Annotated in this window: 18 protein-coding genes and 1 tRNA gene; 5 read left to right on the top strand and 14 right to left on the bottom strand. The window is 42.3% G+C overall.

The features are described from left to right. Positions 1–8 precede the first annotated feature (8 nt). The gene (locus QQL36_RS13340) at positions 9–500 is read right to left on the bottom strand and encodes a hypothetical protein (RefSeq protein ID WP_321569969.1); all 492 of its coding nucleotides are present in this window, start codon (positions 498–500) and stop codon (positions 9–11) included. A 172-nt stretch (positions 501–672) separates the two neighbouring features. On the opposite strand from QQL36_RS13340, the gene QQL36_RS13345 reads away from it, so the two are divergent. After that, complete coding sequence (locus QQL36_RS13345) at positions 673–2,244, top strand: IS5 family transposase (RefSeq protein ID WP_321566779.1); 1,572 nt, start codon at positions 673–675, stop codon at positions 2,242–2,244. 39 nt (positions 2,245–2,283) lie between these two features. On the opposite strand, the gene QQL36_RS13350 is transcribed toward QQL36_RS13345, so the two are convergent. The 4 genes from QQL36_RS13350 to QQL36_RS35650 form a co-directional block, all read right to left on the bottom strand. After that, positions 2,284–2,604, bottom strand: coding sequence for a hypothetical protein (locus QQL36_RS13350; protein WP_321569970.1), 321 nt, complete (start codon positions 2,602–2,604; stop codon positions 2,284–2,286). Between the two features lie 96 nt (positions 2,605–2,700). Then, a complete protein-coding gene (locus QQL36_RS13355) occupies positions 2,701–2,877 on the bottom strand; it encodes a hypothetical protein (protein ID WP_321569971.1) in 177 nt (58 codons plus the stop codon). 152 nt (positions 2,878–3,029) lie between these two features. Further along, positions 3,030–3,758: a DUF4262 domain-containing protein gene (locus tag QQL36_RS13360; protein WP_321569972.1), complete on the bottom strand. Its 729-nt coding sequence runs from the start codon at positions 3,756–3,758 to the stop codon at positions 3,030–3,032. After that, positions 3,758–3,919 carry an HNH endonuclease gene (locus QQL36_RS35650; RefSeq protein WP_415751074.1) on the bottom strand — a complete coding sequence of 54 codons (162 nt, stop codon included), beginning with the start codon at positions 3,917–3,919 and terminating at the stop codon, positions 3,758–3,760. The genes QQL36_RS13360 and QQL36_RS35650 overlap by 1 nt, the downstream gene beginning before the upstream one ends. 346 nt (positions 3,920–4,265) lie before the next feature. On the opposite strand from QQL36_RS35650, the gene QQL36_RS13365 reads away from it, so the two are divergent. Continuing rightward, positions 4,266–4,601, top strand: a complete 336-nt coding sequence (locus QQL36_RS13365) for a helix-turn-helix transcriptional regulator (protein WP_321569973.1) — start codon at positions 4,266–4,268, stop codon at positions 4,599–4,601. 38 nt (positions 4,602–4,639) lie between these two features. Here QQL36_RS13365 and QQL36_RS13370 read toward each other — a convergent pair whose 3' ends face one another. The 3 genes from QQL36_RS13370 to QQL36_RS13380 are packed head-to-tail and all read right to left on the bottom strand — an operon-like array spanning position 4,640 to position 14,319. After that, positions 4,640–4,999 (bottom strand): DUF1493 family protein, encoded by a 360-nt coding sequence (locus tag QQL36_RS13370; protein WP_321569974.1) that lies wholly within the window; start codon positions 4,997–4,999, stop codon positions 4,640–4,642. Positions 5,000–5,003: 4 nt separating this feature from the next. Beyond that, positions 5,004–9,173 carry a DUF6443 domain-containing protein gene (locus tag QQL36_RS13375; protein WP_321569975.1) on the bottom strand — a complete coding sequence of 1,390 codons (4,170 nt, stop codon included), beginning with the start codon at positions 9,171–9,173 and terminating at the stop codon, positions 5,004–5,006. 4 nt (positions 9,174–9,177) lie between these two features. Further along, a complete protein-coding gene (locus QQL36_RS13380; protein ID WP_321569976.1) occupies positions 9,178–14,319 on the bottom strand; it encodes a DUF5977 domain-containing protein in 5,142 nt (1,713 codons plus the stop codon). Positions 14,320–14,643: 324 nt separating this feature from the next. Here QQL36_RS13380 and QQL36_RS13385 point away from each other — a divergent pair, with 324 nt between their 5' ends. Beyond that, on the top strand, positions 14,644–14,877 hold the full coding sequence (locus QQL36_RS13385) for a hypothetical protein (protein WP_321569977.1): 234 nt from the start codon (positions 14,644–14,646) through the stop codon (positions 14,875–14,877). 6 nt (positions 14,878–14,883) lie between these two features. Continuing rightward, positions 14,884–15,285 carry a hypothetical protein gene (locus QQL36_RS13390; RefSeq protein ID WP_321569978.1) on the top strand — a complete coding sequence of 134 codons (402 nt, stop codon included), beginning with the start codon at positions 14,884–14,886 and terminating at the stop codon, positions 15,283–15,285. A 38-nt stretch (positions 15,286–15,323) separates the two neighbouring features. On the opposite strand, the gene QQL36_RS13395 is transcribed toward QQL36_RS13390, so the two are convergent. After that, a complete protein-coding gene (locus QQL36_RS13395; RefSeq protein ID WP_235644009.1) occupies positions 15,324–15,593 on the bottom strand; it encodes a helix-turn-helix domain-containing protein in 270 nt (89 codons plus the stop codon). Between the two features lie 86 nt (positions 15,594–15,679). On the opposite strand from QQL36_RS13395, the gene QQL36_RS13400 reads away from it, so the two are divergent. Continuing rightward, positions 15,680–15,979: an immunity 53 family protein gene (locus tag QQL36_RS13400; protein WP_321569979.1), complete on the top strand. Its 300-nt coding sequence runs from the start codon at positions 15,680–15,682 to the stop codon at positions 15,977–15,979. Positions 15,980–16,716: 737 nt separating this feature from the next. Here the strand turns inward: QQL36_RS13400 and QQL36_RS13405 are convergent. The 5 genes from QQL36_RS13405 to QQL36_RS13425 all read right to left on the bottom strand — a co-directional run bounded on the left by QQL36_RS13405 (position 16,717) and on the right by QQL36_RS13425 (position 23,690). Further along, a tRNA-Gln gene (locus tag QQL36_RS13405) sits at positions 16,717–16,787 on the bottom strand. Positions 16,788–16,989: 202 nt separating this feature from the next. Continuing rightward, a complete protein-coding gene (locus QQL36_RS13410; protein WP_321569980.1) occupies positions 16,990–18,552 on the bottom strand; it encodes a S8 family peptidase in 1,563 nt (520 codons plus the stop codon). A 143-nt stretch (positions 18,553–18,695) separates the two neighbouring features. Further along, complete coding sequence (locus QQL36_RS13415) at positions 18,696–19,076, bottom strand: hypothetical protein (protein ID WP_083721737.1); 381 nt, start codon at positions 19,074–19,076, stop codon at positions 18,696–18,698. Between the two features lie 69 nt (positions 19,077–19,145). Then, positions 19,146–20,546, bottom strand: coding sequence for an efflux transporter outer membrane subunit (locus QQL36_RS13420; protein ID WP_083721738.1), 1,401 nt, complete (start codon positions 20,544–20,546; stop codon positions 19,146–19,148). Positions 20,547–20,549: 3 nt separating this feature from the next. Then, positions 20,550–23,690 carry an efflux RND transporter permease subunit gene (locus QQL36_RS13425; protein ID WP_321569981.1) on the bottom strand — a complete coding sequence of 1,047 codons (3,141 nt, stop codon included), beginning with the start codon at positions 23,688–23,690 and terminating at the stop codon, positions 20,550–20,552. Between the last annotated feature and the right edge of the window lie 19 nt (positions 23,691–23,709).

Genomic DNA, 23,709 nt, shown 5'->3' on the forward strand with positions numbered 1-23,709 from the left:
TATTGATTTCATTTTACTTCGATGTTGTCTTTGTATTTTACATTTTTAATTGTATCTCCTGTTTTAGATAAATAAACCCATGTGCTATCCTTTATCCAAATATCTTCTTTAGTACCTATTCTATCAATACTCCTATAATATTCAATTCGTTTGCCACCTGTACTTTTATCTTTATCAAATGTTAGTACTTTATACCGTTTTCCATTTTTATTAAAAATCCATTCAGAACTTACATTTTCTTTAAATGACATAATAATCATAAAAACTATTATGCTTATTAACGGCGTTGCAGTGAAAACCCCAATCTTTTCAAATATTGTTTTAGGGTAAATAATTCTCTTAATCAAGAAAAAGACTAATAGGACTGCTGCTATAACCCAAAACATAATTATAAAATAGCCATAACCCAAAGAACTGCTGGGATTGTCTTGACCTAATTTTATTAAGCCAATAATAATAGCATAATAAATAACATTAAATAAAATAATTCTTTTGCTCATAGCAGACGATTAAGGAGGTTATTGTTTGATCCATTTTTGGTTTACATTGTCCCATGTATAATTAGGGTCTGCTGAATAAGTATTAAGATATTGTTAATCAATATTATATGGCTTATTATTTGCTACAGAAGTGCTTATATATTGAGTGATTCATCTCCAAAACCATGCAGCAATGATACGTTACACTCCTTCAAAACAGTTAACATTAGACGGATTTTCTACACCCTTCTCGCAGCAATTATCAACTAGCAATCGATGGGTTATACTGGCTGCAAAGATTCCGTGGGATAAACTGGCGGAGGTGTATTATAAAAAGATGCGGGCAGATTTTGGAGCTCCAACATTGAGTGCCAGGATGGTGATTGGTGCGGTGATCATCAAACATATACTGAACATAGATGATCGGGAGGTAGTAGAGCAAATCACGGAAAATATATATCTGCAATATTTTGTAGGCTTAAGCAGTTTTCAACAGGAGGCTCCCTTTGATGCATCGTTGATGGTAAGTATTAGAAAACGGTTAGGCATAGAAGTTATGTCCAGATTGAATGAGATTATTTTGCAGGAAGCGGGATTAACTAAAGTGAATGAAGAGAAGGTAGCGAATACCGAAGGAAATAGTGATCAGGATGAGAATGGAGGGGATAGAAATAACGATTGCTCGCAGGATCATATGAACAGTGTAAAAGAAAAGCCACCTGAAGCGCTATCAGGAACAGTGATGTTAGATGCGACTGTGTCAGAGCAACAGATCGAATATCCAACAGATATCAAATTACTGAATGAAGGACGCCGTCAATTGGAAGGGATGATAGAGCGGGGATGTCAGGCGGCGGAACTGGTAATGCCGCGGATGTATAGGAAGATAGCCAGGAAGCAATATCTGAATATTGCCAAAAAGAAAAACAAGAGCAAAAGAGATATACGCAGAGGTATCCGGCAGCAACTACAATATGTTAAGCGTGATTTAAAGTATATCAATTGGCTGATAGAATCAGATGCTACTTTTAAGGAGACGTTGAAAATGAAGGACTGGACCTTAATACAAGTGATTCAGGAAATGTATCGTCAGCAGGCAGAGATGTATAAGAAAAGAGAACAAAAAATGTCGGATAGGATTGTAAGTATCTATCAACCGCATGTACGTCCAATGCCTAGAGGTAAAGACCGTGTATCAACAGAGTTTGGGAGCAAGCAACTGGTGATGTTGAAAGATGGTTACACACATATAGAAAAGCTGAGTTGGGACAATTACAATGAAGGTGGATTGCTGATAGCCAGCCTGGAAACATATAAACGCTTGTTTGGTTGCTATCCTGAGCGTGTATTGGCAGATCAGTTGTTCGGCACACGTGAAAACAGACGATTCATGAAGGAAAAAGGGATCCGTTATGTTGGCAAGCCATTGGGTCGACCATCACCGGAGAGTAAGCAGCAAAAGCGATTATTACAAAAGGAGATGCCAGAACGAAATGCGATTGAAGGGAAGTTTGGACAAGGAAAAAATGCATATGGCCTGGGTAAGATCAAGGCCCGTCTAAAGGATACGGCTGAGAGTTGGGTGATGTCTATATACTTTGTCATGAATCTGCTTAAACTGGCAGCTGGTTCTTTGTTGTCAGCACTCCAAATCTATTACTGGCTGGTAACAGAGGGCTATTTGACCATAATGGTAAATAGCCCCGATGCACAATTTATACCCCGATATATGAGACGTCAGAAAGGGGAAATAGCCAGGTGTTAAAATGAAATATAATTGATCGGATAACTTATTCAGCAGACCCTAATTACCTTCAGCCAATTTACTAATGTCACTAAATAATGAAAATATTGAATGGTCTGAGCTATCATTTTTATTTACAGAAACTTGTTCAGCTCCGTCCTCGGTTCCATTGGCAAGCCACCCCATACCAATAATATTCCAACCATTCTTATGTTTAAATTGCTGTGTTTTAACATCAGGATTTGCATGAAAATCTTCAGCTTGATAAGGGTCAAAGTCTGCCGCTAAAGTGATTTTAATCTGTCTTTGTATTTCAATCGGCAACATAGAGATATACCGTTGCAACCCAGCAATAAGACCATTTCCGTAAGCCCCTCCCATACTATTTGTAATAACATTACGCCTATTTTCCTTTGCTGCAATTGCCCCAGCTCATTATAGTTGTTCTTTGCGATCTTTTCCTCGAGGTTGGAGCTGTCATTCAGCCGCTTGACGAGTGAAATCAGGTGGACCAGCTGCATCATAACCCATTTTGGTCAGTAAGGTTGTCTGAGGCGTAACAGTGCTGGAAGGGTTAGTATGCGTAAGGTAGGTACTTAACATTTTACCATAGTAGTTATATAGAAGGTTGGTCACATCTTTTCTATGAGCCATTGGTCGGTGACTAATATGCGAACCTTTGTTCCTGTGATGAGAATGACGACACGCTTACTGGAAGAGCGCGACAGAAGATTCAGGTATCCTTTCACGATCCTTATCGATCCTTCTGAAAATCCAAACCAATTGATCGATTCTTTTTTACCTAATTACCACCTCCATTTCTTCCATTCGTCATCTGCACTTTCTCTATACAAACCTTTTTCTAATGGTACATCAAACGCTGCTATTAATGATGGATCAATTCCAAGCATAGTCCCTATCGATACAACTCTTATTTGATCCTTTGGCATTTCATTCCCATCACCGTGGTACATCTCCCAATAGTCATCCTCCCATCTTGTGACTTCAGTGATAGCTTTCCCTTTTAAGGCATCAAGATCAGTACCGACAGTTGATTCCTTCGACACATTATATTTCCACTCCTTTGCCATCCATTGCCAGACTGGTTCATTGTTTACATTAAATGGTACAGACATTTTAGGAATGTCCAATGTAAAATGATTTTGATCTGGAACTATTCCCAATGCTACGACAGTTTCTTTTTTTAAGATATCATAAACTCCAAGTAGGAATAATTTACTCCATGACTCATCTACAAGTGAGAGGGAAAATACGCCTAGTTCCCCAAGATTTATGGACTGAGGAATTTTATTATCCGTCTCAATTATTTTATCTGCTATACTTGTAATTATTGTCTCTTTTTCTGCTCTGTTATAAAATGCACCACCAGCAATTACTAACTCAAAATTGAAAGTTTGGGAAAGGCCAATGGTGTATGCAAAACTTGGTGAAATATCAGCAATTACATACGTTACATGATATCCAAATTTTTGGATATTGGATTTAATTTCTTCTATATACTTTTCTTTTTCCATTATTGATGTAGTTCAGTATGACAAGTTTTACAAACACCTTTTACATTTTCCTTTGTTGATGGACCGCCATCCGCATGCCTTTTAACGTGATGGAATTGCATATCCTTTCTGGGCGTTTCTGTTTCACATTGTGCGCACTTTTCATTCTGTTCAACGTGAATTTCATCTTTTTATTTTTCCGTAACATTTCTCCTTCTATCTCTGTTAGCAGGATCAACAGTTCCTTTCCCTGTTGGAGGTTTTTTGATATTTGGAGTTTTTTCACTTTCTACAATCTTTACTGGATTGCTTAATAAATTCTTTAATCCAAATGCAATAGTAGTAGTAGTACCATGAATAGCTACCGGTACAGCAACTGCGGTCGCGCTGCCTAAAGATAATACTTCTCCACCTCCTGCCGAAATATCCTCAAGCGCACCGGTATAGATGGAAATGGCATCTCCTACTTTCTGTCCAATTTGATATGCTATTATCCACTAAAATGGGTCTATTTTAATACGTTTCAGTATGACTATTGGTGAACATATAATGCTCTTGCGTAAGCAGAAATCCTTATCCCAGGCCGATCTCGGCAAACAGATCGGTACCTCCGGTGATATCATCGGCAGATATGAGAGGGATATCATGACCCCATCCATTGATGTAATTATTAAAATTGCAGATGTGCTGGCCGTTTCGATTGATTACCTCGTAGGTAAAACTAACCTAGTCCTAGATAAGGCTACGTTAAAGCAGTTGGAAGATATTAATACACTCCCTGAAGCGGCCAGGGGATATATCCTCAACCATATTGATATGATGATTCGGGACTTTAAAAATAAAACAGCTTATAATCATAAATGAAAAAGCCGCAGGCAACTGCGGCTTTTTTGTAATCAATATCATAAAAGGACTCCTGACTCTATTGCCTTCTGTAAATCTTGGACTTTTAGCTTAGGCATATATAAAAAGCTAGCGACCCGTTTGACCCATTCATTCTTATATCCAAAAATACCCCTGATAATACCGACTAACACAGAACTCGTTGGATATCCATATTTCTCCCAGCTAAAATTCGAATAATCAATTTTAAATCTATTCACAAATTCCGTTATGAACAAATCCATATCATCATCAAATATATTAAGGTCTAAATCTAGACTGGTATTTATATTTATATTATCTAAATCAATTCTTTTAATCTTATTCTCTTTGCAAAAATCAATAATAAAATCCTTTAACGCTGGTTTGATTTGTTCCATATTTTTATTTATTAGGCTCTCCTAAGTTTATTAACCAAGGTTCTATTCTCTTATATAGCCAGAACATGGGACTTAAAGTTACATCATCATAATGTTCTTGAACTTGATCAAATGATTGCTTCCCTTGAATTATATCGTTGTAGTAATAACCATTATCTACAGCAAGCGAAGTAAATGCTGCCACAGCAGAAACATCTCCTATAATTCTACCACCATGCTGCCAACCTAGTCTCCTCATTTGAATGGATAAAACACTCGTATATTTATTTGCCCCTTTCATAGCTATACTACGACCATATTTCCCTACAAACCATTGTGGCAATTTACTTAAGGTAGCCTTAGGTATGTTAATATTCAATAAGTAAGCAGGTACACTAATATGATTAGTCATCGTATTAATAGTTCCAAAATTATAAAACGGGTATGCCATTGAATTTGCATTTGTCGTACTCCCAGTTGCTTGGTTTGTATTTGCACTTTGTGCTGTTACTGTAACCGGCTTTAATGGAATTACCCAATTAATCGGAGCAATCGGAGTAGCAGGTACTGTTGAATCTCCATTAATATCAATGTATAAAATAGGATTGTTATTCGCATAGTGATAGGGTGAAAAATCTGGAACAGAATCAGTAAACCTATCAATTCTATTGAATCTTCCTATCTGCTGATCATACATTCTTGCTCCATAATCATACCACCCTAACCCACTCCCATCTCCAAATTCCTTTGACTGAAGTTCTTTACTATTATACTTCAACCTATTCTCCGAATAGTTCACACCCTTCAAGGCATTCGAACTAATCCCTGCCATTGTCAACCCCCATGGATAATAATGCGTCTCCTCCAATAACGGCCCTCTGTTATGGACTACCACCAGATTATCAAAATACACATTCTCCCCACTTTCATTACTCGTATAAATATAAACAAATCCTGTTTTTTTAATAACGAACTTCTCTACCGTCAATGTTTGCAATTCATCAGGATTTCCCTGTACCTGTTTCACACCACTATTATCATCTACCATGTTGAACAGGTCGTCAAAAAGTACATAGGTGAGATACGCCTTTGGTTTAGTAGCAAGGTTCTCATCCGCATCCTTGCTGATCAACTCTTCGTACTCACTGGACGTATATGCTGACGAAATAGCGGAATTTGTACCCGCAGCCGCATGTGTACCATCAGAGATAGTGGAAGAACTGAATGCCTGTATGAGTGCGGCTAGCATACTGCTTGTGGTAGTACTGGAGGTGCTTGCTGCTGTGCTTTTGTAAAATGCTTTGACCCCCAGCTGCAGGGTATCCCCCGCCATGACCCGTAATACAATGGAAGGTCCTATTTTTTCACCACTTTCTGCATTCAGCCTGGCTACATATGCATTTGGATTGGTAGTTTCATCCGTTGGATAGCCAGCAGGAAGCGCCGTGCGGGTATTGTCTATGTTACTGAATAAAGCATTTTCAGTCGCACTGCTGGCAGTCTCCATGGTAGCAGCGTATACGCTGGTGTCTGCATTATCTCCCAATACTACCCGGACATTGCCCAGGTGATCTTTTTCAAAATAATCCCAATGATAAACGAGGGCTTTGCCGGAATCGTATTCCGGGCGAATACGGCCTTCTTCGTGAATAATATATCGTAAGGTGTCCCGTTCATACACTAATCCTTCTATGTAATCAGTCACAGTGGTTTTGACAGGAGACGAGGTACTGTCCACCACGGTTTTTTTCAGTTTCCTGCCATCTGCTGTATATAAATAATTAATTGTACCCTTGCCGCTGACCAGAATTTTTTCGGGAAGATTCAGCAGGTTATAACTGATAGAAGTGATTTGCTTATTCTGATCGGATATTAAATTGCCATTACCGTTGTATGTATAGTCATTGCCTGTGTTTGTACCATCATTAAAATCACCTAGTTTGGCGGTGCTTGTATTACTGGCATCTGTCACAGTCAATAGCTTATTACTATTGGCCTGGTAGGTATATGTCAGGTTATCCACATTACTGTTGGTAGTACCTATTAACCCCTGTTGTTTCATTGAGCTAATGTTACCATTTGCATCATAAGCGAGGTTGCTTACTGTAAAGTCAGCTTTGTCTGATGTCCATGCTGCTCCAGTATTGTTTTGCTGGTTAAAGACAGCCTTTTTTAGGCGGTTGGCGCCATCATAACCAAACCCGTATGCCCTTGGTATGCCGTTGGACCTGGTTTTCCATTTGATGCCTGCAATGTTGCCATTGTATTGGCTGCTATCAAAGCCATTATCATAACTGATTTCTTCACCGAACCAGTTGTCTGTGCCGGTGGAATTGACGAATGCTTTGTTGATACCCGCTAACCAGCCTTTTATATTATAAGTATAGGTGAGGGTATCTAACTGCCCACTGGCAGCTACGCCTATTTTCTTTTGTAGCAATTGTCCCAGCTCATTATAGGTGTTCTCTGCGATCTTTTCCTCGAGGTTGGTGCTGTCATTCAGCCGCTTGACGAGTGAAATCAGGTGACCAGCTGCATCATAACCCATTTTGGTCAGTAAGGTTGTCTGAGGCGTAACAGTGCTGGAAGGATTGGTATGCGTAAGGTAGGTGCTTAACACCTTGCCATTGTAGTCATATAGAAGGCTGGTCACATTTTTTCCACCTGTATGATTATCTGCAATTGTCTGGATAGTCAGGGCATCATCGTCGAAGTAGTTTGTGGTGGTGAGCCATTGGTCTGTGCCTAATATGCGAACCTTTGTTCCTGTGGTGAGAGTTGCGACACGCGTACTGGAAGAAGTATTGGCCTGGCTATAAGGATTGTCGCCTGCTTCCGGTTTTGAAAGACCTGTGTTCACAAGGCTATGTACACCAGTATAGTTATAATTATCATAGTAAGTGTAAGACAATGGTGAAAGTGCACCCGCGCTGATGTCCGGCAGGGGATTATAGACCGGAGAGGTATCGCTGGTAGAAGTATTCAGCGTGCATTGCAGGGCTTCTCTGCTGCTGGTAACCGTGTAAAGCGCCGTTTCATAGGGGCGGTTCAATCCATCGTAGAAGGTAGTCAGCCACTCGGGAGAAGACTGGCCTCTTTGTAATGAATCCTGTGTAAATACGACTCTGTTTCGGCTATCATAAGCCATTAAAACAGCTCCTGCTCCGGGGATTTTTTTCGAAATCATGCGGCCACGTGCATCATATTGATACTGGAAGCAAAGTTCATCGGCGACGGTTGAAGTGATCTTCCAGTCAGACATGATATTTTGTACTGCCAGTGGCGGTATTACAAAACGAAGACTACCCAGATCGTCATACACATAGTAGGTGCATAACCATCCATCATGGGCTTTACCAGGACTATCGGCCAATTGTACTTTTTTGAGAATGAGTTTGCCGTCTTTGTCCTTGTATTCTATCACCTGGAGCCCTGCTTCATCGATTAAAATGTTTTTATTGAGCTGCCCGGTACTGTAAATGCCGGCAGTATCGGGAAGAGTTGCGGAACCGGAACCATAAGTAGCAGTGGTGGAACAGTTCTTTTTACTAATTGCAATTTTCCAGATCAGCACAGCATCGTCGCTGGTATTGTAATAGTACTGCATTTCTACCGGATGATTTCCGCCCGTTTGTGCCCAACTATCACCGGGGTCCCATTTCTTTAATACCCGGTTTAGTGGAGAGGCTTCATACTCAGTCTGGCTATAGTACACATGTTCATTTGCGATGCCGGGGTTGAGTGCAGTATTTTGATAAAAAGATGCTTGTGCTGCAAATGGATCTGATTTTATTTTCCCATTATGGGCACTATCCTGTTGATGTATATAGGGCAGGTATTGATATTGTTGCCTGCCAAGAGAATCGTATGTATAGGCGGTAACCATATCATTGCCGTTAGGACTGATCCTTCTCTCTACAGTTTGTAAGGGACGTCCCAATCCGTCCAGGTATTGTGTCGTCAGTTTTACCGCTGCAGCAGTATGGCTGGTATCTAATACGGCATCAGCATCTGCTGTGATCATAGCCGGTGTCCAGATGTATAAGGAGCTGTAAGCAGTAGTTGTATAAGCGGAAGGTCGTATAACGGGAGTAGCAGCAGTATGTTGGGTGGTAACAGGCACCTGTGCGCTGCCGGGATGGAATATTCCCAGCAGGCAGCAAAATATGATATATATAGATAGATGTTTGTTCATGGGTTTAATTTTTCCAGATAAGAATCATAATAGGAGCGGAATTGCCGGTGAAAGTGATGGTGGAGCCAGATGAAACTGTTTTCTGGGTGCCATTTACATCGGCGGTCATAGATATGCCGGAACCAATGGGGGCAATAGAAATTGTAAATGTTTTACCACTGGTGATGGCGGCATAATATGGCCATTCCGTGATGGCTGTTGTCTTCACCTCTGCCGTGCTACTACTGGTATTGGTAGCGGTGATGCTGACTGTACCAGGGTCGGTACCACCTTTCTTTACTACTATTGCGAAATTCTTACCTGAAGGGAAGCAGTAACCATTTGTATTCGCATAGGATGGTCCGTTTGCAGTAGCATATGCATTGGCCAGTGAATCAACATATTCCTGTGATAGGGTAGACGTATACTTGCCGGCTGCCACGGTATAGGTAACGTAAGATCCTGTAGAGTCTCTGGTACAGCTGGTTTTCTGGAATGACTTACTTACAGCAGCACTGCTATATGTAGTTGTGCCGGAGGAAGAAAAGACAATGGTCAGTGTAGGTGCCAGTGACCATGATTTGCTGTAGCCCGGACTGATCGCCTTTTCTGTACCGTTCACGGTGGCATACAGATAATTCTGGGCTGTAATGGTAATAGTATAGGTGGCATCACTGGCGATGATGGAGCATACTGCCAGCTGTGCATCTGTCGGATCGACAAAGGTCTGTTGGTATACGGTGGATCCGGTAGAGGTATTGGTAATGGCCACATTAAAGGTGCCTAAATTGCTGCTACCGGATTTCTTACTGAAGAGAAGGTTACAGGTTTGACATGCACCATTGGTATTTGCATAAGATTGTGCATTGGCTTTTGTATATCTCAGCGCTGCAGCATTGGCTGAATCCTTGCTGATAAGGGAAGAGTCGTGCCGCGCTGCTACGGTGTAGGTGACGGTTGTACCTATATAACCTGTAGAACATTCGCGGGTAGCGCTTACAGATTGTGCATCACTGTAATAATAACAAAGACCGTTTCTGTTGGCATATACCTGTCCGCTATCGGATACTTCCTGTTTTGCCAATGCATTGGCAACTGAGAGGCTGACTGAAGAGGTGTATTTACCGGCTGCAACGGTGTAGGTAACCGCTGTTCCTTCTGCATTGGCAGCTGTACATGCCCGGGTATAGGTACCACTTTGTGCCTCATTGCTCCACGTACAGGTACTGTTGGCATAGCGTTGCCCCAGTGAGTCAAGACGTGATTTTGCTTTTGTATTCGCATCGTCCTGGCTGATGGTGGATGTATCTGCACCTTCTGAAAGGGTATAGGTGACTGTTGTACCTACACCATTATCGGTGCATGTTGCAGTAAAAGTGTCTGTCATTTGCTGACTCAGGAAATAACTACAGTCTCCCATCAGGTCTGCATACGCCTGTCCGTTTGACTGAATATCGGCGAGTGCTTTTGCATTGGCATCACTCACACTTACGCTTGAGCTATATTTACCAGCATCGACCGCATAAGTAATGGAGGTAGTGGTTCCACTCAGTGTACAGGTTTTGCTGAAAGTTTGACTTTGATAATCGTTGTAATAGGTAGTGCCTTCACACCTGTTTATATCGCCGGCATAGTTGTAGCAATACATTTTCAGGATGTTCTTATCCTTATTCCTGATTAGTTTCAGCCGGTTCAATCCGTCGAATTCATAGTACAGGGTATGATTTCCTTCATCTGATTTACTGCTCATACCTACCAGTGGTAAATAAGAATAGTGGCTCATTTGTGATGCTGCGGGTCGTAGTGCCACTTCATCAAACCATACTTTACCACTACCCTGGTTATCGAGGCGAAGGCTGATGTAGGCGACGCCGGCAGGGATGCTATATTCTTTTTCGAGATATACCCATTGCCCGGTGGTGGATGTAGATACATTATCTATATAGGTATAGCTGCCTGTTTCGCTGCTGGTCTTCATGAGTAAACTGATGGCTGCCCCCGGACCATTACTGTATACCCAACCGGAATAGCGGAAGGAAGTAGCGGTTGTCAATGCGACATTGCACCAGGAAGCATTGGTATAGGTACTACTTCCTGTAGTCAGACCTGCATAGGTGCCGGTATGAGATAGGGTCGCATCGCGGGTGATACCTGTCCAGCTGTCAGCATCTTCAAATCCATCGTACATGACCTGGTTAATAGCAGCACCTGCTGTTTGTGATACAGGGTAGGTGCCATTGGCAGACCAGGTAAACGCAGAAGTGAGACCATTGCCATCTCTAAGCTGGCAGATGTTGCCATACTTACCATAGCTCTGATAGGCCGTCGTGATGGCAGGTAAGCTGTTATCATTACCGAATTGCCAGTTGCTGTCAATTTTTGGTGCGATCAGGCTGTCATTAGCACTCCAGCTGTCGCTATAAATGGTATGTTTATAACTTAATAAGGTACTGTTGGTATAGTTGCCCTGCCAGTAGGGTTGACGAAGCATGTTTTTAGTCACCATGTGGTCCAGCACACCAGCATTTACATCTGTACTGCTATGTTCACCGGGGTAGCGCATTTCTGTGACCAGGGTATCATTTTTACTATTGAGTTTTGTGATTTTTTGAGGATAGTTTTTATCATTATAGGTGTAGTTGACCGTATTAGTGAATACAGTACCATTATCATCGTAGTTATTATCTGTAACAGCAGCCAGATGCCGCCCACCGCTTTTTACCATGTAGACAAATGAACTGTAGTCAGTATAAGAGTCTACACAATGCTCAGAGGTAGCGTATTCTATTGTCGGGTACACCATGAGGGCAGAGTCCTGACTAAAGTTGAATAGCTCCCAGGTATTGACTGATTCTTTTATAAGTGAAAAGGAGCTGTCAGTGCTGTTGAATTTATAATACGAAGTCTTTATTGGCAATTCATCTGAAAGCCCGTTATCAATTCTTTCCTTTCCTCCAAGGGCAGATTGGTTACCAATGGTGACAAAGTCATTGGGTATATTAAAAGTAAACATTGTTTTACCATTGGGGCGGGTATTGCTGTATTCATACTTTGTAACATAAGGGTACAATACATTCGCTCCCTGGAAGGTGACAGTAGGATAGGTAGATTGGGCGATATAAGTATATTTGTTACCATCTTCCGTTTTACAACCAGTAGAAGATACCGCGACATATCTCCTGGTTCCGGTAGTGTAAAAGATATTAGTCATCATATCGTCCGCTGAAGTAGGCATGTAGCCAATACCAGATTCATTTTCCCCATACTTATACACATCTTTCTTCTGTAGGGTATTGTCAAGATTATAACTACTGATTGTTTCTACACGGATTCCACCACCATATTTGTATTTTGTACTATTGTCCGGAACGGCGATGGAAATGATTGCAGTCACCGTAGTAGTGGGTAGATCATTGATCCCCACGTATAACTGGTATGTATGACTGGTATCGCAGGTGTAAGTGGCCGTGAGCGTATGAGCTGTCCCGTTTGTACCTGCATTGAGATAGGTATCAGAATTCCAGCTGGCTACTATTTTGGCAGTGGTAAGATCTCTCAGCTGTACCTCCTGTGCATAACTCAGCGGTGGATTGGCAGAAGATGCTGAAAAATCTATTGAGATATCCAGCTCGTAATAATCCTGGTTATTGTTAGGAGGTCTGACCTGGAATGTCGTTGTGGCACTATCCCAGCCATAAGTGACGCCTACCTTTGCAGGACCGGCCAGTGTGATGGAAGCTATTGTAGAATCTTTATTATCAGGTGTTCTCTCATATTTATTCATGGCATAATCGTAAGTGGTATACCCTCCGGTTGGATAGGTCACCTTATTCAGGATTCCTGCCATAATATATGTTTCAGAAGCGGACCTGTCTGCAGTGCCTAACTTCCCATACTTTTGAATTTCTGTCTGAGACGGGAGTTGTTTGGGCATGAGGGTGTATTGTGTTACACCATTGTAGAATCCCCACCAATCCTGTGAACAGGATAAGGTATTGGGTAAGGTTGTGCTGTTGTAATTGAAGGTATACTTTTCTGGTTGTTCTCCATTCAGATCCTCGTTGGAAAATGAAAGGAGTTTGAGCCGGTAATCTGTAAAGCTGGGATATGAATTACCCGTGTAAAAGTAACTATAGTTAAATGAAACCTTTTTAACACGGTTGTAAGTGCCATTATCATTGCTATATACGACAATGCTGTCCAGCGCATTGCCTGCATAGTCGGCCCTGACGGTATTGGCATAGAACTTCACTTTCCCCTGACGGAAAATGATTTCACTGATTTTAGGTACGTTATTATAAGAGTAAGAGATGGTTTTGACAACTTCATCTGCTACATAGGAGGCCGCATCATCTGTACCAGATACGTTCTTGCGATATACCTTATTAAAGGTTAGTACGTCGTCGGCGGCTTTATCACCGTTACCTGTGACGGTTGCATAGTTAAATAGCACACTGTCTGCACCATCATTGGATATGATTTTAGTCAGGTTCCAGCCGATGACGTGTGTTTGCAGACCTGAATTATCAGTAGTCGTGTTGAATTTTTGTGTAAAGAAATAGCGGCTACCATCGTCATCTGTGATTACATAGTTATTATCACTGGTATGTGTAATGCTGACAGGTTGATAGGGGGCGGTGACAAAATTCTTCTGGTCCCTGGAATATAGAAACCGCCCGGATTTACCAGTGAAATTATAATTGAAAAAATCTGGTTGCAGGTCAGGCCTGCTTTCGTAATAGTTTTTTCGTCCATCATAAGTCACCACACTACCAAAACTGTTAATAGGTGTGCTTTGATTAAACCAACCATAGGTTTCTGTCTCATCTTCATCTCCCCTGATCTGGCGCGCGATAGAGCCGCCTGCCATAAGTGACCATCCAAGACCTACCCATGTTGCTTTTTGGCCGACCTTTATGCCGGATGCATGGTAACTGAGTGAAATTGGGACCTTGATCCAGCCTGTATTGATTTCATAAAGCGGGTAAGAAATCTGGGGGACGCCGGTCATCATGCTGACCGGGGTGCTATTGTACTTAAAGAGTTCTGCCTGTTCTGCGGGTAGTGGTATAATGGACGGGGATTGTCCCTTTCCCCAATGACAAATACTTAATAACATCCACAGAAATAAAATCGTCTTAGTACGGGTGCGGGTTGTGATATACATAATTGAATACAAAAAATGGCAAAGGGATTACACACCTAATAATAAGGTACAGGTAATGGTTTTGATTCGAACTACAATGCAGTGGAGAAATGGTATGAATTACCTAAATTTAATCAAGCTGTTTTCTAATAAATGTAGAAAAATATGGAAAGGCTATTTTTATGGATGAATGCCGGGAAATAGGCTTTGAGTATGCGAGTCATGCAGATAGAATAAGTGTGCTATGCTGGTTTTAAAAAGGTTCTTTTTTAGTGTTAGGCCAGCTGGGGGGCAATCGAACTTTTTTATCGAAGATTTGAATAAAATCGATACTTTTTATAAATTATGGCACACTACAACAACTACTGTTTATTTATAGGTGTAAGTGCAGCAAATGGTAATCCATATACAAGTCTGCCTGGCAATAATAATAATAATAATAATAGATCAATGATGTCAGCAAATTTTACAGTAACTATGGATGATATGGGTGTTTTTACTGGAGTTCAACAAGGGAACAAAACTTATAGTATAACGGATTGGAATAAGATGAACCAAAATAAACCAACAGTTCAGTAGTAAAATATGAAAATTATCAAGACAAATTGGATTAATATTATAGGTGTTTTTATAGCAGTTTTTTTATATGCTATTGCCTTAAATCTAATTGATACAAATGTATCAAGGAACTTATTCCAGTCGGTACTTCCCGCTTTAATATTAGTTTGCTTGTACGGACTTGTTTTTTGGGTGTTGTTAATATTATTATTAGTAATACTTGATTTACTACTTGATTTACTACTTATTGTTAAAAAAACAAGCAATCCCAGAGTAAAGCTACTGATTGAATGGTTAATTATAGGTAGCCCCTTTACTTATTGGGCAGTTAGATACGGGCAGGGAATATTTATAGCTGGTGTTATATCCCTTTTAATAACACAATTTATCCGTTGGAAACATATAAAGGCTGTATTAAAGGCTAACTGAGATACTACAAAAGCCGCAGGTGATTGCCTGCGGCTTCTTTATGAGTTAAAGGCTTTTTTAGCCTTAGTATTTTGAATAATGTTATCAATAAGGAAATACACCTTCTCTTTAGTATCCTCATCGAGCTTCTCAATGTCCTGGATACGTTGCAGCGTTTTTTTATCAAAGTGAGCGTTAATCCCTTCACCCACCAGGTAATCCAGTGATACGCCCAGTGCGTCAGCAATCCGTTTTGCGAAATCGATGAATGGCGTAGCATCCCCACGCTCATACTTGCCTATAATCTCTCTGTATACGTTGCTCTCCACAGCCAGGTCTGCAGATCCGTCTGAATTCCCTAAAAATAACAGATTTTTGATTCCAGGATCAATTTAATAATAAATATAATATTGTTATGTCAGAAATACTTTCGTGGATTTCACAATGGATGACTTCTAATTGTAATGGATCTTGGGAACATATGTATGGAGTAAAAATTGGTACCCTTGATAATCCTGGTTGGTATGTTACAATTGACTTGACTGATACAGAACTAGAAAGCTTGGAGATGGAAACAGATGTAATAGAAAATACTGAAGATGATTGGTATTACTATAAGGTTAAGGATAAAAAATATTTTGGTGCCGGAGATTTAAATAAATTAGAATTCTTGCTTTATGCATTTAAAGACTTAGTAGAAAAACATAAGGCGTAAAATATTTTGTGTAAACCCCTTCCCCATTGTTTGAAACCCTGCCGGGATGGGGAGGGGGGAATGGCGCGGCAGCAGCGCCTTCCCCGGTTTTGGGGCCTATTGAGATAATTCACCACCATAGGCCATTTACACAGGAAATTTTACAGTCTCAAATATGTTAAGTCCAGTTGCTAGAGGGGTGTGGTTCCCAATGGGGTATGATTTGTAATAGTTTAGATTTGATCCAACAGTCGGGGTTAATATTTTGGGGCAGCTGGCAATATTGTCCAGCTGTTTTACTTTTGCAAAAGATAGTGTTTCCTCAAAAGTTGCATTGGAGGGCCAATACGTACCGGATGTGAATTTTATAGCGCCTGTTTGGCTTAATATGATTTCGCCAATTATATACGGGACGAAAAACAGGTATTTCCATGAAGGCCTCCTTTCTTGCGCTAATGCAATACAAATTTCGTTAAAATGATAGATTGATCAGCATTGATTAAGTGATTCTGTTTTCAGATTACCCCAAAAGCGTAAATAAAAGTGTAAAACAATACAACGCTAATGAGATGAAAAGTAACAGCATCAAAAGAACAGGGTGCGATAGAGAGTTTGACGATTAAATAGATATAAAGAAGAAGTAGTAATAAAGTATCAAAAAAACGAAGATTCGACTTTTTGAGAGGCTACAACCTAAAAAAATAAACCGCTGAAAATGAATTTCTCAGCGGTTTAAAAAAGATTCTCTTTTTGAGTAGTTGCCTGACCTGGATTCGAACCAAGACAAACAGAGTCAGAGTCTGTCGTACTACCGTTATACTATCAGGCAATAGTTATTCGTTGTTCGGGACGGCAAAATTATAACTTTCTAAAATAAAAAGCAAAATTTATTTTAGAAAGTTCTGAACCTTTCCATGAATCCCCGCTATAACTGCCACTGACGGGGATATAGCCTTGCGCTTGCCACTAAAATCAGGCAATAAAAAAGCCCCGCTTATTAAGCAGGGCTTTCCTTCTATAAAAAGAATAGATTATTTATAAGTCGCAGCCAGTTGCAGTGCTTTGTAAGCATTTACTACACCACCTGTTCTACACAGATCTTCCATATATGTTTCTTTAGGCTGACCATTTTCATCACCAATTGTTACGGAATGCTCCACTTTCACTACAGACTTTAAGATGATCTCTTTTACCTGTACTGCTGTCAGTTTAGGATAATAAGAACGGATCAGCGCAGCCAGACCGGTTACTACCGGTGCCGCCATACTGGTACCATCATGGTAATCATATTTAGAACCAGGAATAGAAGAATAAATGCTTACACCAGGTGCAAATACGTCTACCGCAGTCTTACCATAGTTAGAGAAAGAAGCTGGCAGGCTCTCATCATCTTCCGGACCGGAAGCACCTACTTCGATCCAGGCTTCAGCAGTACCACCACCCAGGTAAGTACGGTTAGGATAGTTAGCTACAGAATCTGTGTTCTGACCATCGTTACCTGCTGCGTGTACCAGCAGTACATCTTTAGACATGGCGTATTTCACCGCATCGTCTACTACTTTCTTATTTGGAGAGTAAGGTTTACCAAAGCTCATGTTGATCACTTTAGCACCATTGTCTACTGCATAACGCAGAGCATTGGCCACGTCCTTATCTCTTTCATCACCGTTAGGTACCGCACGCACTGGCATAAGCAATACATTGTCAGCTACGCCATTGATACCGAGGTTATTATTTCGGCCAGCACCGATGATACCTGCTACGTGGGTACCATGATCCGCATCCGGACCAGTTACATCGTTATTGCCATAATAGTGTTCTTCAGGATTTGCATAATTGTCACCTACGATGGCGCGGTTATCATAATCCAGGTTCAGCTGGTAATCTACCTGCTCTTTGAAGTGATCGTATGCTCTATCCAGTTCATTCTCTTTGAATGATTTATAGTCAGGGTAGCGCAGCAGTTGCTGACTTACGATCTGCTTGATCTGTGATTCTACCGGATTGTCTGTATTAAATGTCTGGAAATCAGCAGCAGTAGGATTTTCCTTGTTCATTTTGGCCACCATCGTATCCAGCATACCTTTGAAGCGGGACACACCGTAGAGTGACTTTTTAGCCTCGTCCAGCTCGTCCTCGTATTTATCAAGCAGTCTTTTATATTGGTAGAGACCGTTGGTGTCTGCAGAGGGATTGGCAAAACGGGCCTTACCTGCACGTACCAGGCGGGTAAGCTCCAGGTTGTCATAATCTACATTGCCTTTGGCAGAACCGATGAAGTCCCAGCCATTGATATCATCAATATAGTGATTCTTGTCGTCGTCTTTACCATTACCTCTTTTCTCCTTGAGGTTCACCCAGAGGACAGATTTCAGGTCTTCATGAGCGGTATCAATACCGCTATCGATAATGGCTACTACTACAGGTTTAGATTTCTTGTCTTTCAGCAGTTCATTGTACGCCTTTTCTACACTGATACCGAAAACGGAATCTTTTTGCAGGTCCATATTTTGCCAGTTAGGTATCTGTGCATGCACTAATGAGGCTGACAGTAACAGTGCGGCGGCGATGGCTGCGTTTTTGAAAATATTCATATGCTTTGTTCATTGACTCCACAGCAGCAGTTCAATAGTAAAGATGTGCTCCCGGGGTAGATTTTATTGTTTATTGATAAAGTTGTCTGAGCGTAAAGGGGATTTAAAGGGCCGAAAATAGCCAATATAAACCTTTAAAAATGTTAAAAATTAAAGTACCCAATCACGGCCAGCCACACTATAGCCATGATAATCAAGGGTATCCACGCGGGTAATAATTTGTAGGGAGGAATGCCTCTCAAAAGCAGTCGCCATACCGGAAAGCTCAATAGAAAAGCAAAAATAAGGGAGGGTACAAAAATGACGTCAGTTCTGCCGGTTCTGTTATGCAGTATCATCTGCAAATGGAAGTATTCAAAAACCATGGCACCCAGCATGACAAAGGGAATGCTCTTTAACCTGCCTGTGTTTCGGAGGTTCACACAAAAAAGAATGGCGCCACCAATGGGCGTCATCAATATTGTATAGATGGCAATAAAGATCCTTGAATAAAGCGCCGTTCTTTGATCACTGCTTGCTGTCATACATTAAAAAATATGTCGCAAGATAGTATAAAAAGAAAGAGGTCCACAATTGCGGACCTCTTTCTTTGATTATTTCCATCCTCCACCAAGGCTTCGGTACAGCGTCACAACGGCTTGCAGCTGTTGTAGTTTGTCGCTGATACTGTTCAGCTGGGCGGTGAGCAGGCTTTGTTCTGAGGTGAGTACATCCGTATAGTTGGTATTGGATGTATACTTCAGTAGTTCTTTTGTATAGTCTACAGACTTTTGCAGGTAAGTGATCTGCTGGCCCCTGATGGAAGCCTTGTCTATCGCGGCATTGTAGTCAAACAGGGCATTGGTCACCTCCTGACCTGCAGAGAGCAGGGTTGATTTGTAGGTAGCCAGGTACTCTTTCTGATTGGCTTCCGCCACCCGTAACCGTTGCTTGTTCTGACCCTGCTTGAAGATAGGCTGGGTTAGACTACCTACGATACTGCCAAAAAGGTGGGAAGCATCGAAGTAGTTATTCAGGCTGGTACCATTCAATCCACCGGTAGCGGTTATAGACAGGCTGGGGTAGAAGTACGTTCTGGCCACATTGGTCAACTCGTAATAGTAACGGAGCTGGTATTCAGCTTCCTGTACATCCGGACGGTTAGCCAGTAACTGTGCCGGCACCCCTGTTTTCAGATCCACATTGATGGATTGTTCCGCCAGTGTACCTCTGTCGATAGTACCTGGAGAACGACCCAGGTATACGCTGATGGTATTTTCTGTTTCCCGGATGTTTTGTAACAGATCCGGAATAGTCACCTCGGCAGAGTAGCGGTTAGCTTCACTCTGTACCACGTCAGCGCCGGTTACCACATCACTTTCTTTCAGTGTCTTCATGGTTTCCACATCAGCTTTGCGGTTTTCCACGGTTTGGCGGGTCAGTTTCAGTTGTTCGTCATATGCCAGCAATGCATAGTAATTAGTGGCGATGTTGGCGATCAGCTGGGTCAGTACCGCTCTGCGATAAGCTTCACTCTGAAGGAGGGCGGCCATGTAGGAGCGCTTTGTACTACGCAGTTTTCCCCATATATCAGCTTCCCAGCTGGCGGTGGCGGAAAGCTCGTAGGTACGGTTGTAAGTAATAAAGCTACCGCCCTGTGAGATGGCTACTTTTTGCTGGGTCACAGAGGCAGTGGCTTCTGCTGTAGGCAGGAACGCCTGTTTGCTCTGGCGGAGATTGGCCGCTGCCGCTTCGAGGCGTGCAGTGGCAACCTGCAGGTCCAGGTTATTTTCTATGCCTTCTTTGATGAGGGCCTGTAAATGTGGATCTGTGAATAACTGCGTCCATGGAAGATCGGCCATGGTCGTGCTATCGGTAGTCGTACTGTCGCGGTACAACTTACTGTCTGCCACATTCTCCGGTTGTTTGTAAGGTTTAGTAACCCTGCACGAAACAGCAAAGGTAGCAGCAGTCAATATGACCAACAGTGCTTGTTGTTTATTATTGGATTTCATGTGTTACGCTTTTATTGTAGTATCCTCATCTTCTTCTTCATGCTTTTTGGTACTTACTTTTTCCTGTAAGGTCTGGAAGATGATGAATAATACAGGGATCATGAATACGCCTATCACGGTACCAAAGAGCATCCCGCCTACTGCCGCCGTACCAATAGAGCGGTTACCATTCGCACCGGCGCCGGTAGCGAACATCAGTGGCATCAGACCAAAGATGAAGGCGAAAGATGTCATGAGGATGGGTCGGAAACGGGCTTTCGCACCTTCTACCGCCGAATCCAGCATAGACATACCATGTCGCCGTCTTTCCACCGCATACTCTACGATCAGGATGGCGTTTTTGGACAGCAGACCTATCAGCATGATCAGGGAAATCTGGAGATAGATATTATTGTCAATGCCAAAGATGCGGGCAAAAAGGAAGGTCCCTGTAAGGCCCACCGGCAGTGACAACAGTACTGCGAATGGCAGCAGGTAACTTTCATACTGGGCACTCAGCAGGAAGTATACGAATACCAGGCAGAGGATGAACACATATGTCGACTGGGAACCACTGGATTGTTCTTCACGGCTGATACCGGAGAACTCATATCCATAACCCGGTGGCAGTTTCTCTGCAGCCACTTCCTGGATCGCTTTTAATGCCTGACCAGAGCTATAACCTGCATTTGGAGAACCGTTTACTGCCATGGCGGTGAACAGGTTGAAGCGTGCTATACTTTCCGGGCCATATGCCCTGGTAAGGGTAACAAACTCACTGATAGGCGCCATTTTGGAATCAGAGGTCCGTACATATATCTTGTTCAATCCTTCAATATTCGCCCTGTAGGCGGTATCTGCCTGTATCATTACGCGGTATTGCTTACCATACAGGTTGAAGTTGGAAGCATAATAACCACCATAATAAACCTGCATAGCATTCATCACATTGTTCACAGTCAGACCTGCTTCTTTCACTTTAGCCACATTTACTTCCATCAGGTATTGAGGGAAATTCGGGTTGAAGGTGGTTGAAGCATACTGGATTTCAGGGCGCTTGCTCAGTTGTGCCAGGAAATCCTGTGCTACTTTATAGAACTCAGCGGTCGAATGTCCACCTTTATCCTGCAGCTGGAAGGAGAAACCACCAGCAATACCGAAACCGGTAATGGTAGGCAGTGACATCGGCATAATCTGCGCTTCCCTGATATGAGCTGTTTTTTGCATCAGGGCGGCAATTACATCGTTATTGCTCATCGTACGATCACTCCATTTTTTCAGTTCCAGGATGATCATACCATATGAACTACCGCTACCCGCCAGCAGGTTCTGACCTGCCATACGAAGGGTATTGTTCACCGCCGGAATAGTATGGCAGATGCTATCCAGTTCATTGGCGATAACAGTTGTACGTTCCATACTGGTAGCAGGCGGCATACTGATGTTTACGAATATGGTACCCATGTCCTCATCCGGTACAAAGCTACTGGAAGTGGAAGTCATCAGGTAATAAAGTCCACCGCCAAATGCTGCAACACCCAATAATACCAGCCACAGTTTCTTCGAAAGGAAGGTAACAGAGCGCGTATATTTAGTAGTAACAGTATCAAAAGCGGTATTGAATGAAGTATAAAACCGTTGTAGTACGTTCTTTTTCTTGTGTTCTTCCGAATGTGGTTTTAGAAAAAGGGCTGCCAGTGCAGGGCTCAGCGTCAAGGCGTTGATAGCGGAAAGTATGATGGCAATAGCGAGGGTAATACCAAATTGCTTATAGAACACACCCGAAGAACCACTGATGAAAGTAACAGGTACGAATACTGCTGACATTACAAGGGTAATGGAAACGATCGCGCCGGAGATTTCACTCATCGCGTCAATAGAGGCCTTTCTGGCAGATTTATATCCCGTATCCAGTTTGGCATGTACGGCCTCGACGACGACGATCGCATCATCCACCACGATACCAATGGCCAGTACCAATGCGAAGAGGGTCAGCAGGTTGATACTGAACCCAAACAGATTCAGGAAAAAGAAGGTACCAATAATCGCCACTGGTACGGAGATCGCAGGAATGAGGGTAGACCTGAAGTCCTGCAGGAAGATGAATACCACAATGAATACCAGCACAAATGCTTCGATCAGTGTATGAATTACCTTCTCGATACTGGCATCCAGGAATTTGTTGATATCCACCAGGTTGGTAGTATGTATTCCTTTAGGGAAATTCTTTTCCGCTTCAGCAATCACTGCTTTACAGTCATTAATAACCTGGCTGGCGTTGGAACCTGCCGTCTGGCTTACAGATACGTTGGTAGCAGGATAGCCGTTCACAGTAGCCATGCTGCTGTAAGACTGGGCACCCAGTTCAATGCGTGCAATATCTTTGAGGTGCAGTAATTGCCCGTTGCCGGTCGACTTGATGATAATATTCCCAAATTCATCGATGCTTTTCAGTTTACCGGAATAGCGGATTACGTACTGAAAGCTTTGATTACCCTGTTCACCAAATTTACCAGGCGCAGCTTCTATGTTCTGGTCACTGAGTGCATCTGTTACATCAGCAGGCGTAAGTCCATAAACAGACATGACATCAGGTTTCAGCCAGATACGCATGGAGTAGTTCATGCTACCGAAGGCGTTTGCATTACCTACCCCGTTCACCCTTTTCAGAGCAGGGATCAGGTTAATTTCTACATAGTTTTGCAGGAAAGTCTGGTCATAAGCCGGGTTCTCGCTATAAAAAGCGGAGATGAGCAGATTACTACTCTGTTGCTTTTTCACTGTTACACCCGCCTGTGTTACTTCAGCTGGCAGGAGGTTGGAAGCAGTAGATACGCGGTTTTGCACGTCTACAGCTGCCTGGTCGGCGTCCCTTCCCACGTTAAAATATACGTTGATGGTGGCGCTACCGTCGTTGGTAGCAGTGGAGGTCATGTAAGTCATCCCTTCCACACCATTGATCTGTTCTTCCAGCGGCACGATCACACTATTCAGTACCACGTCGGCATTAGCGCCCGTATAACTGGCGGATACCTGCACTGTAGGAGGAGCGATATCCGGGTATTGCGCTATCGGAAGCGATACGAGTCCCAGGATACCCAATATGACAATGATCACCGAGATCACGGTACTGAGTACAGGACGTTCTATAAATGTCTTAAGCATAATTCCTTTTTTAATAATA

Origin of the sequence: Chitinophaga sp. LS1, assembly GCF_034274695.1 — a bacterium.
In the GTDB taxonomy this organism is placed as follows: domain Bacteria; phylum Bacteroidota; class Bacteroidia; order Chitinophagales; family Chitinophagaceae; genus Chitinophaga.

Bases quoted from the DNA above. Each gene is read 5' to 3' on its own strand.
- QQL36_RS13340 (WP_321569969.1), bottom strand. From the start codon at position 500: ATGAGCAAAAGAATTATTTTATTTAATGTTATTTATTATGCTATTATT.
- QQL36_RS13345 (WP_321566779.1), top strand. From the start codon at position 673: ATGATACGTTACACTCCTTCAAAACAGTTAACATTAGACGGATTTTCT.
- QQL36_RS13350 (WP_321569970.1), bottom strand. From the start codon at position 2,604: ATGGGAGGGGCTTACGGAAATGGTCTTATTGCTGGGTTGCAACGGTAT.
- QQL36_RS13355 (WP_321569971.1), bottom strand. From the start codon at position 2,877: ATGGCTCATAGAAAAGATGTGACCAACCTTCTATATAACTACTATGGT.
- QQL36_RS13360 (WP_321569972.1), bottom strand. From the start codon at position 3,758: ATGGAAAAAGAAAAGTATATAGAAGAAATTAAATCCAATATCCAAAAA.
- QQL36_RS13365 (WP_321569973.1), top strand. From the start codon at position 4,266: ATGACTATTGGTGAACATATAATGCTCTTGCGTAAGCAGAAATCCTTA.
- QQL36_RS13370 (WP_321569974.1), bottom strand. From the start codon at position 4,999: ATGGAACAAATCAAACCAGCGTTAAAGGATTTTATTATTGATTTTTGC.
- QQL36_RS13375 (WP_321569975.1), bottom strand. From the start codon at position 9,173: ATGAACAAACATCTATCTATATATATCATATTTTGCTGCCTGCTGGGA.
- QQL36_RS13380 (WP_321569976.1), bottom strand. From the start codon at position 14,319: ATGTATATCACAACCCGCACCCGTACTAAGACGATTTTATTTCTGTGG.
- QQL36_RS13385 (WP_321569977.1), top strand. From the start codon at position 14,644: ATGGCACACTACAACAACTACTGTTTATTTATAGGTGTAAGTGCAGCA.
- QQL36_RS13390 (WP_321569978.1), top strand. From the start codon at position 14,884: ATGAAAATTATCAAGACAAATTGGATTAATATTATAGGTGTTTTTATA.
- QQL36_RS13400 (WP_321569979.1), top strand. From the start codon at position 15,680: ATGTCAGAAATACTTTCGTGGATTTCACAATGGATGACTTCTAATTGT.
- QQL36_RS13410 (WP_321569980.1), bottom strand. From the start codon at position 18,552: ATGAATATTTTCAAAAACGCAGCCATCGCCGCCGCACTGTTACTGTCA.
- QQL36_RS13415 (WP_083721737.1), bottom strand. From the start codon at position 19,076: ATGACAGCAAGCAGTGATCAAAGAACGGCGCTTTATTCAAGGATCTTT.
- QQL36_RS13420 (WP_083721738.1), bottom strand. From the start codon at position 20,546: ATGAAATCCAATAATAAACAACAAGCACTGTTGGTCATATTGACTGCT.
- QQL36_RS13425 (WP_321569981.1), bottom strand. From the start codon at position 23,690: ATGCTTAAGACATTTATAGAACGTCCTGTACTCAGTACCGTGATCTCG.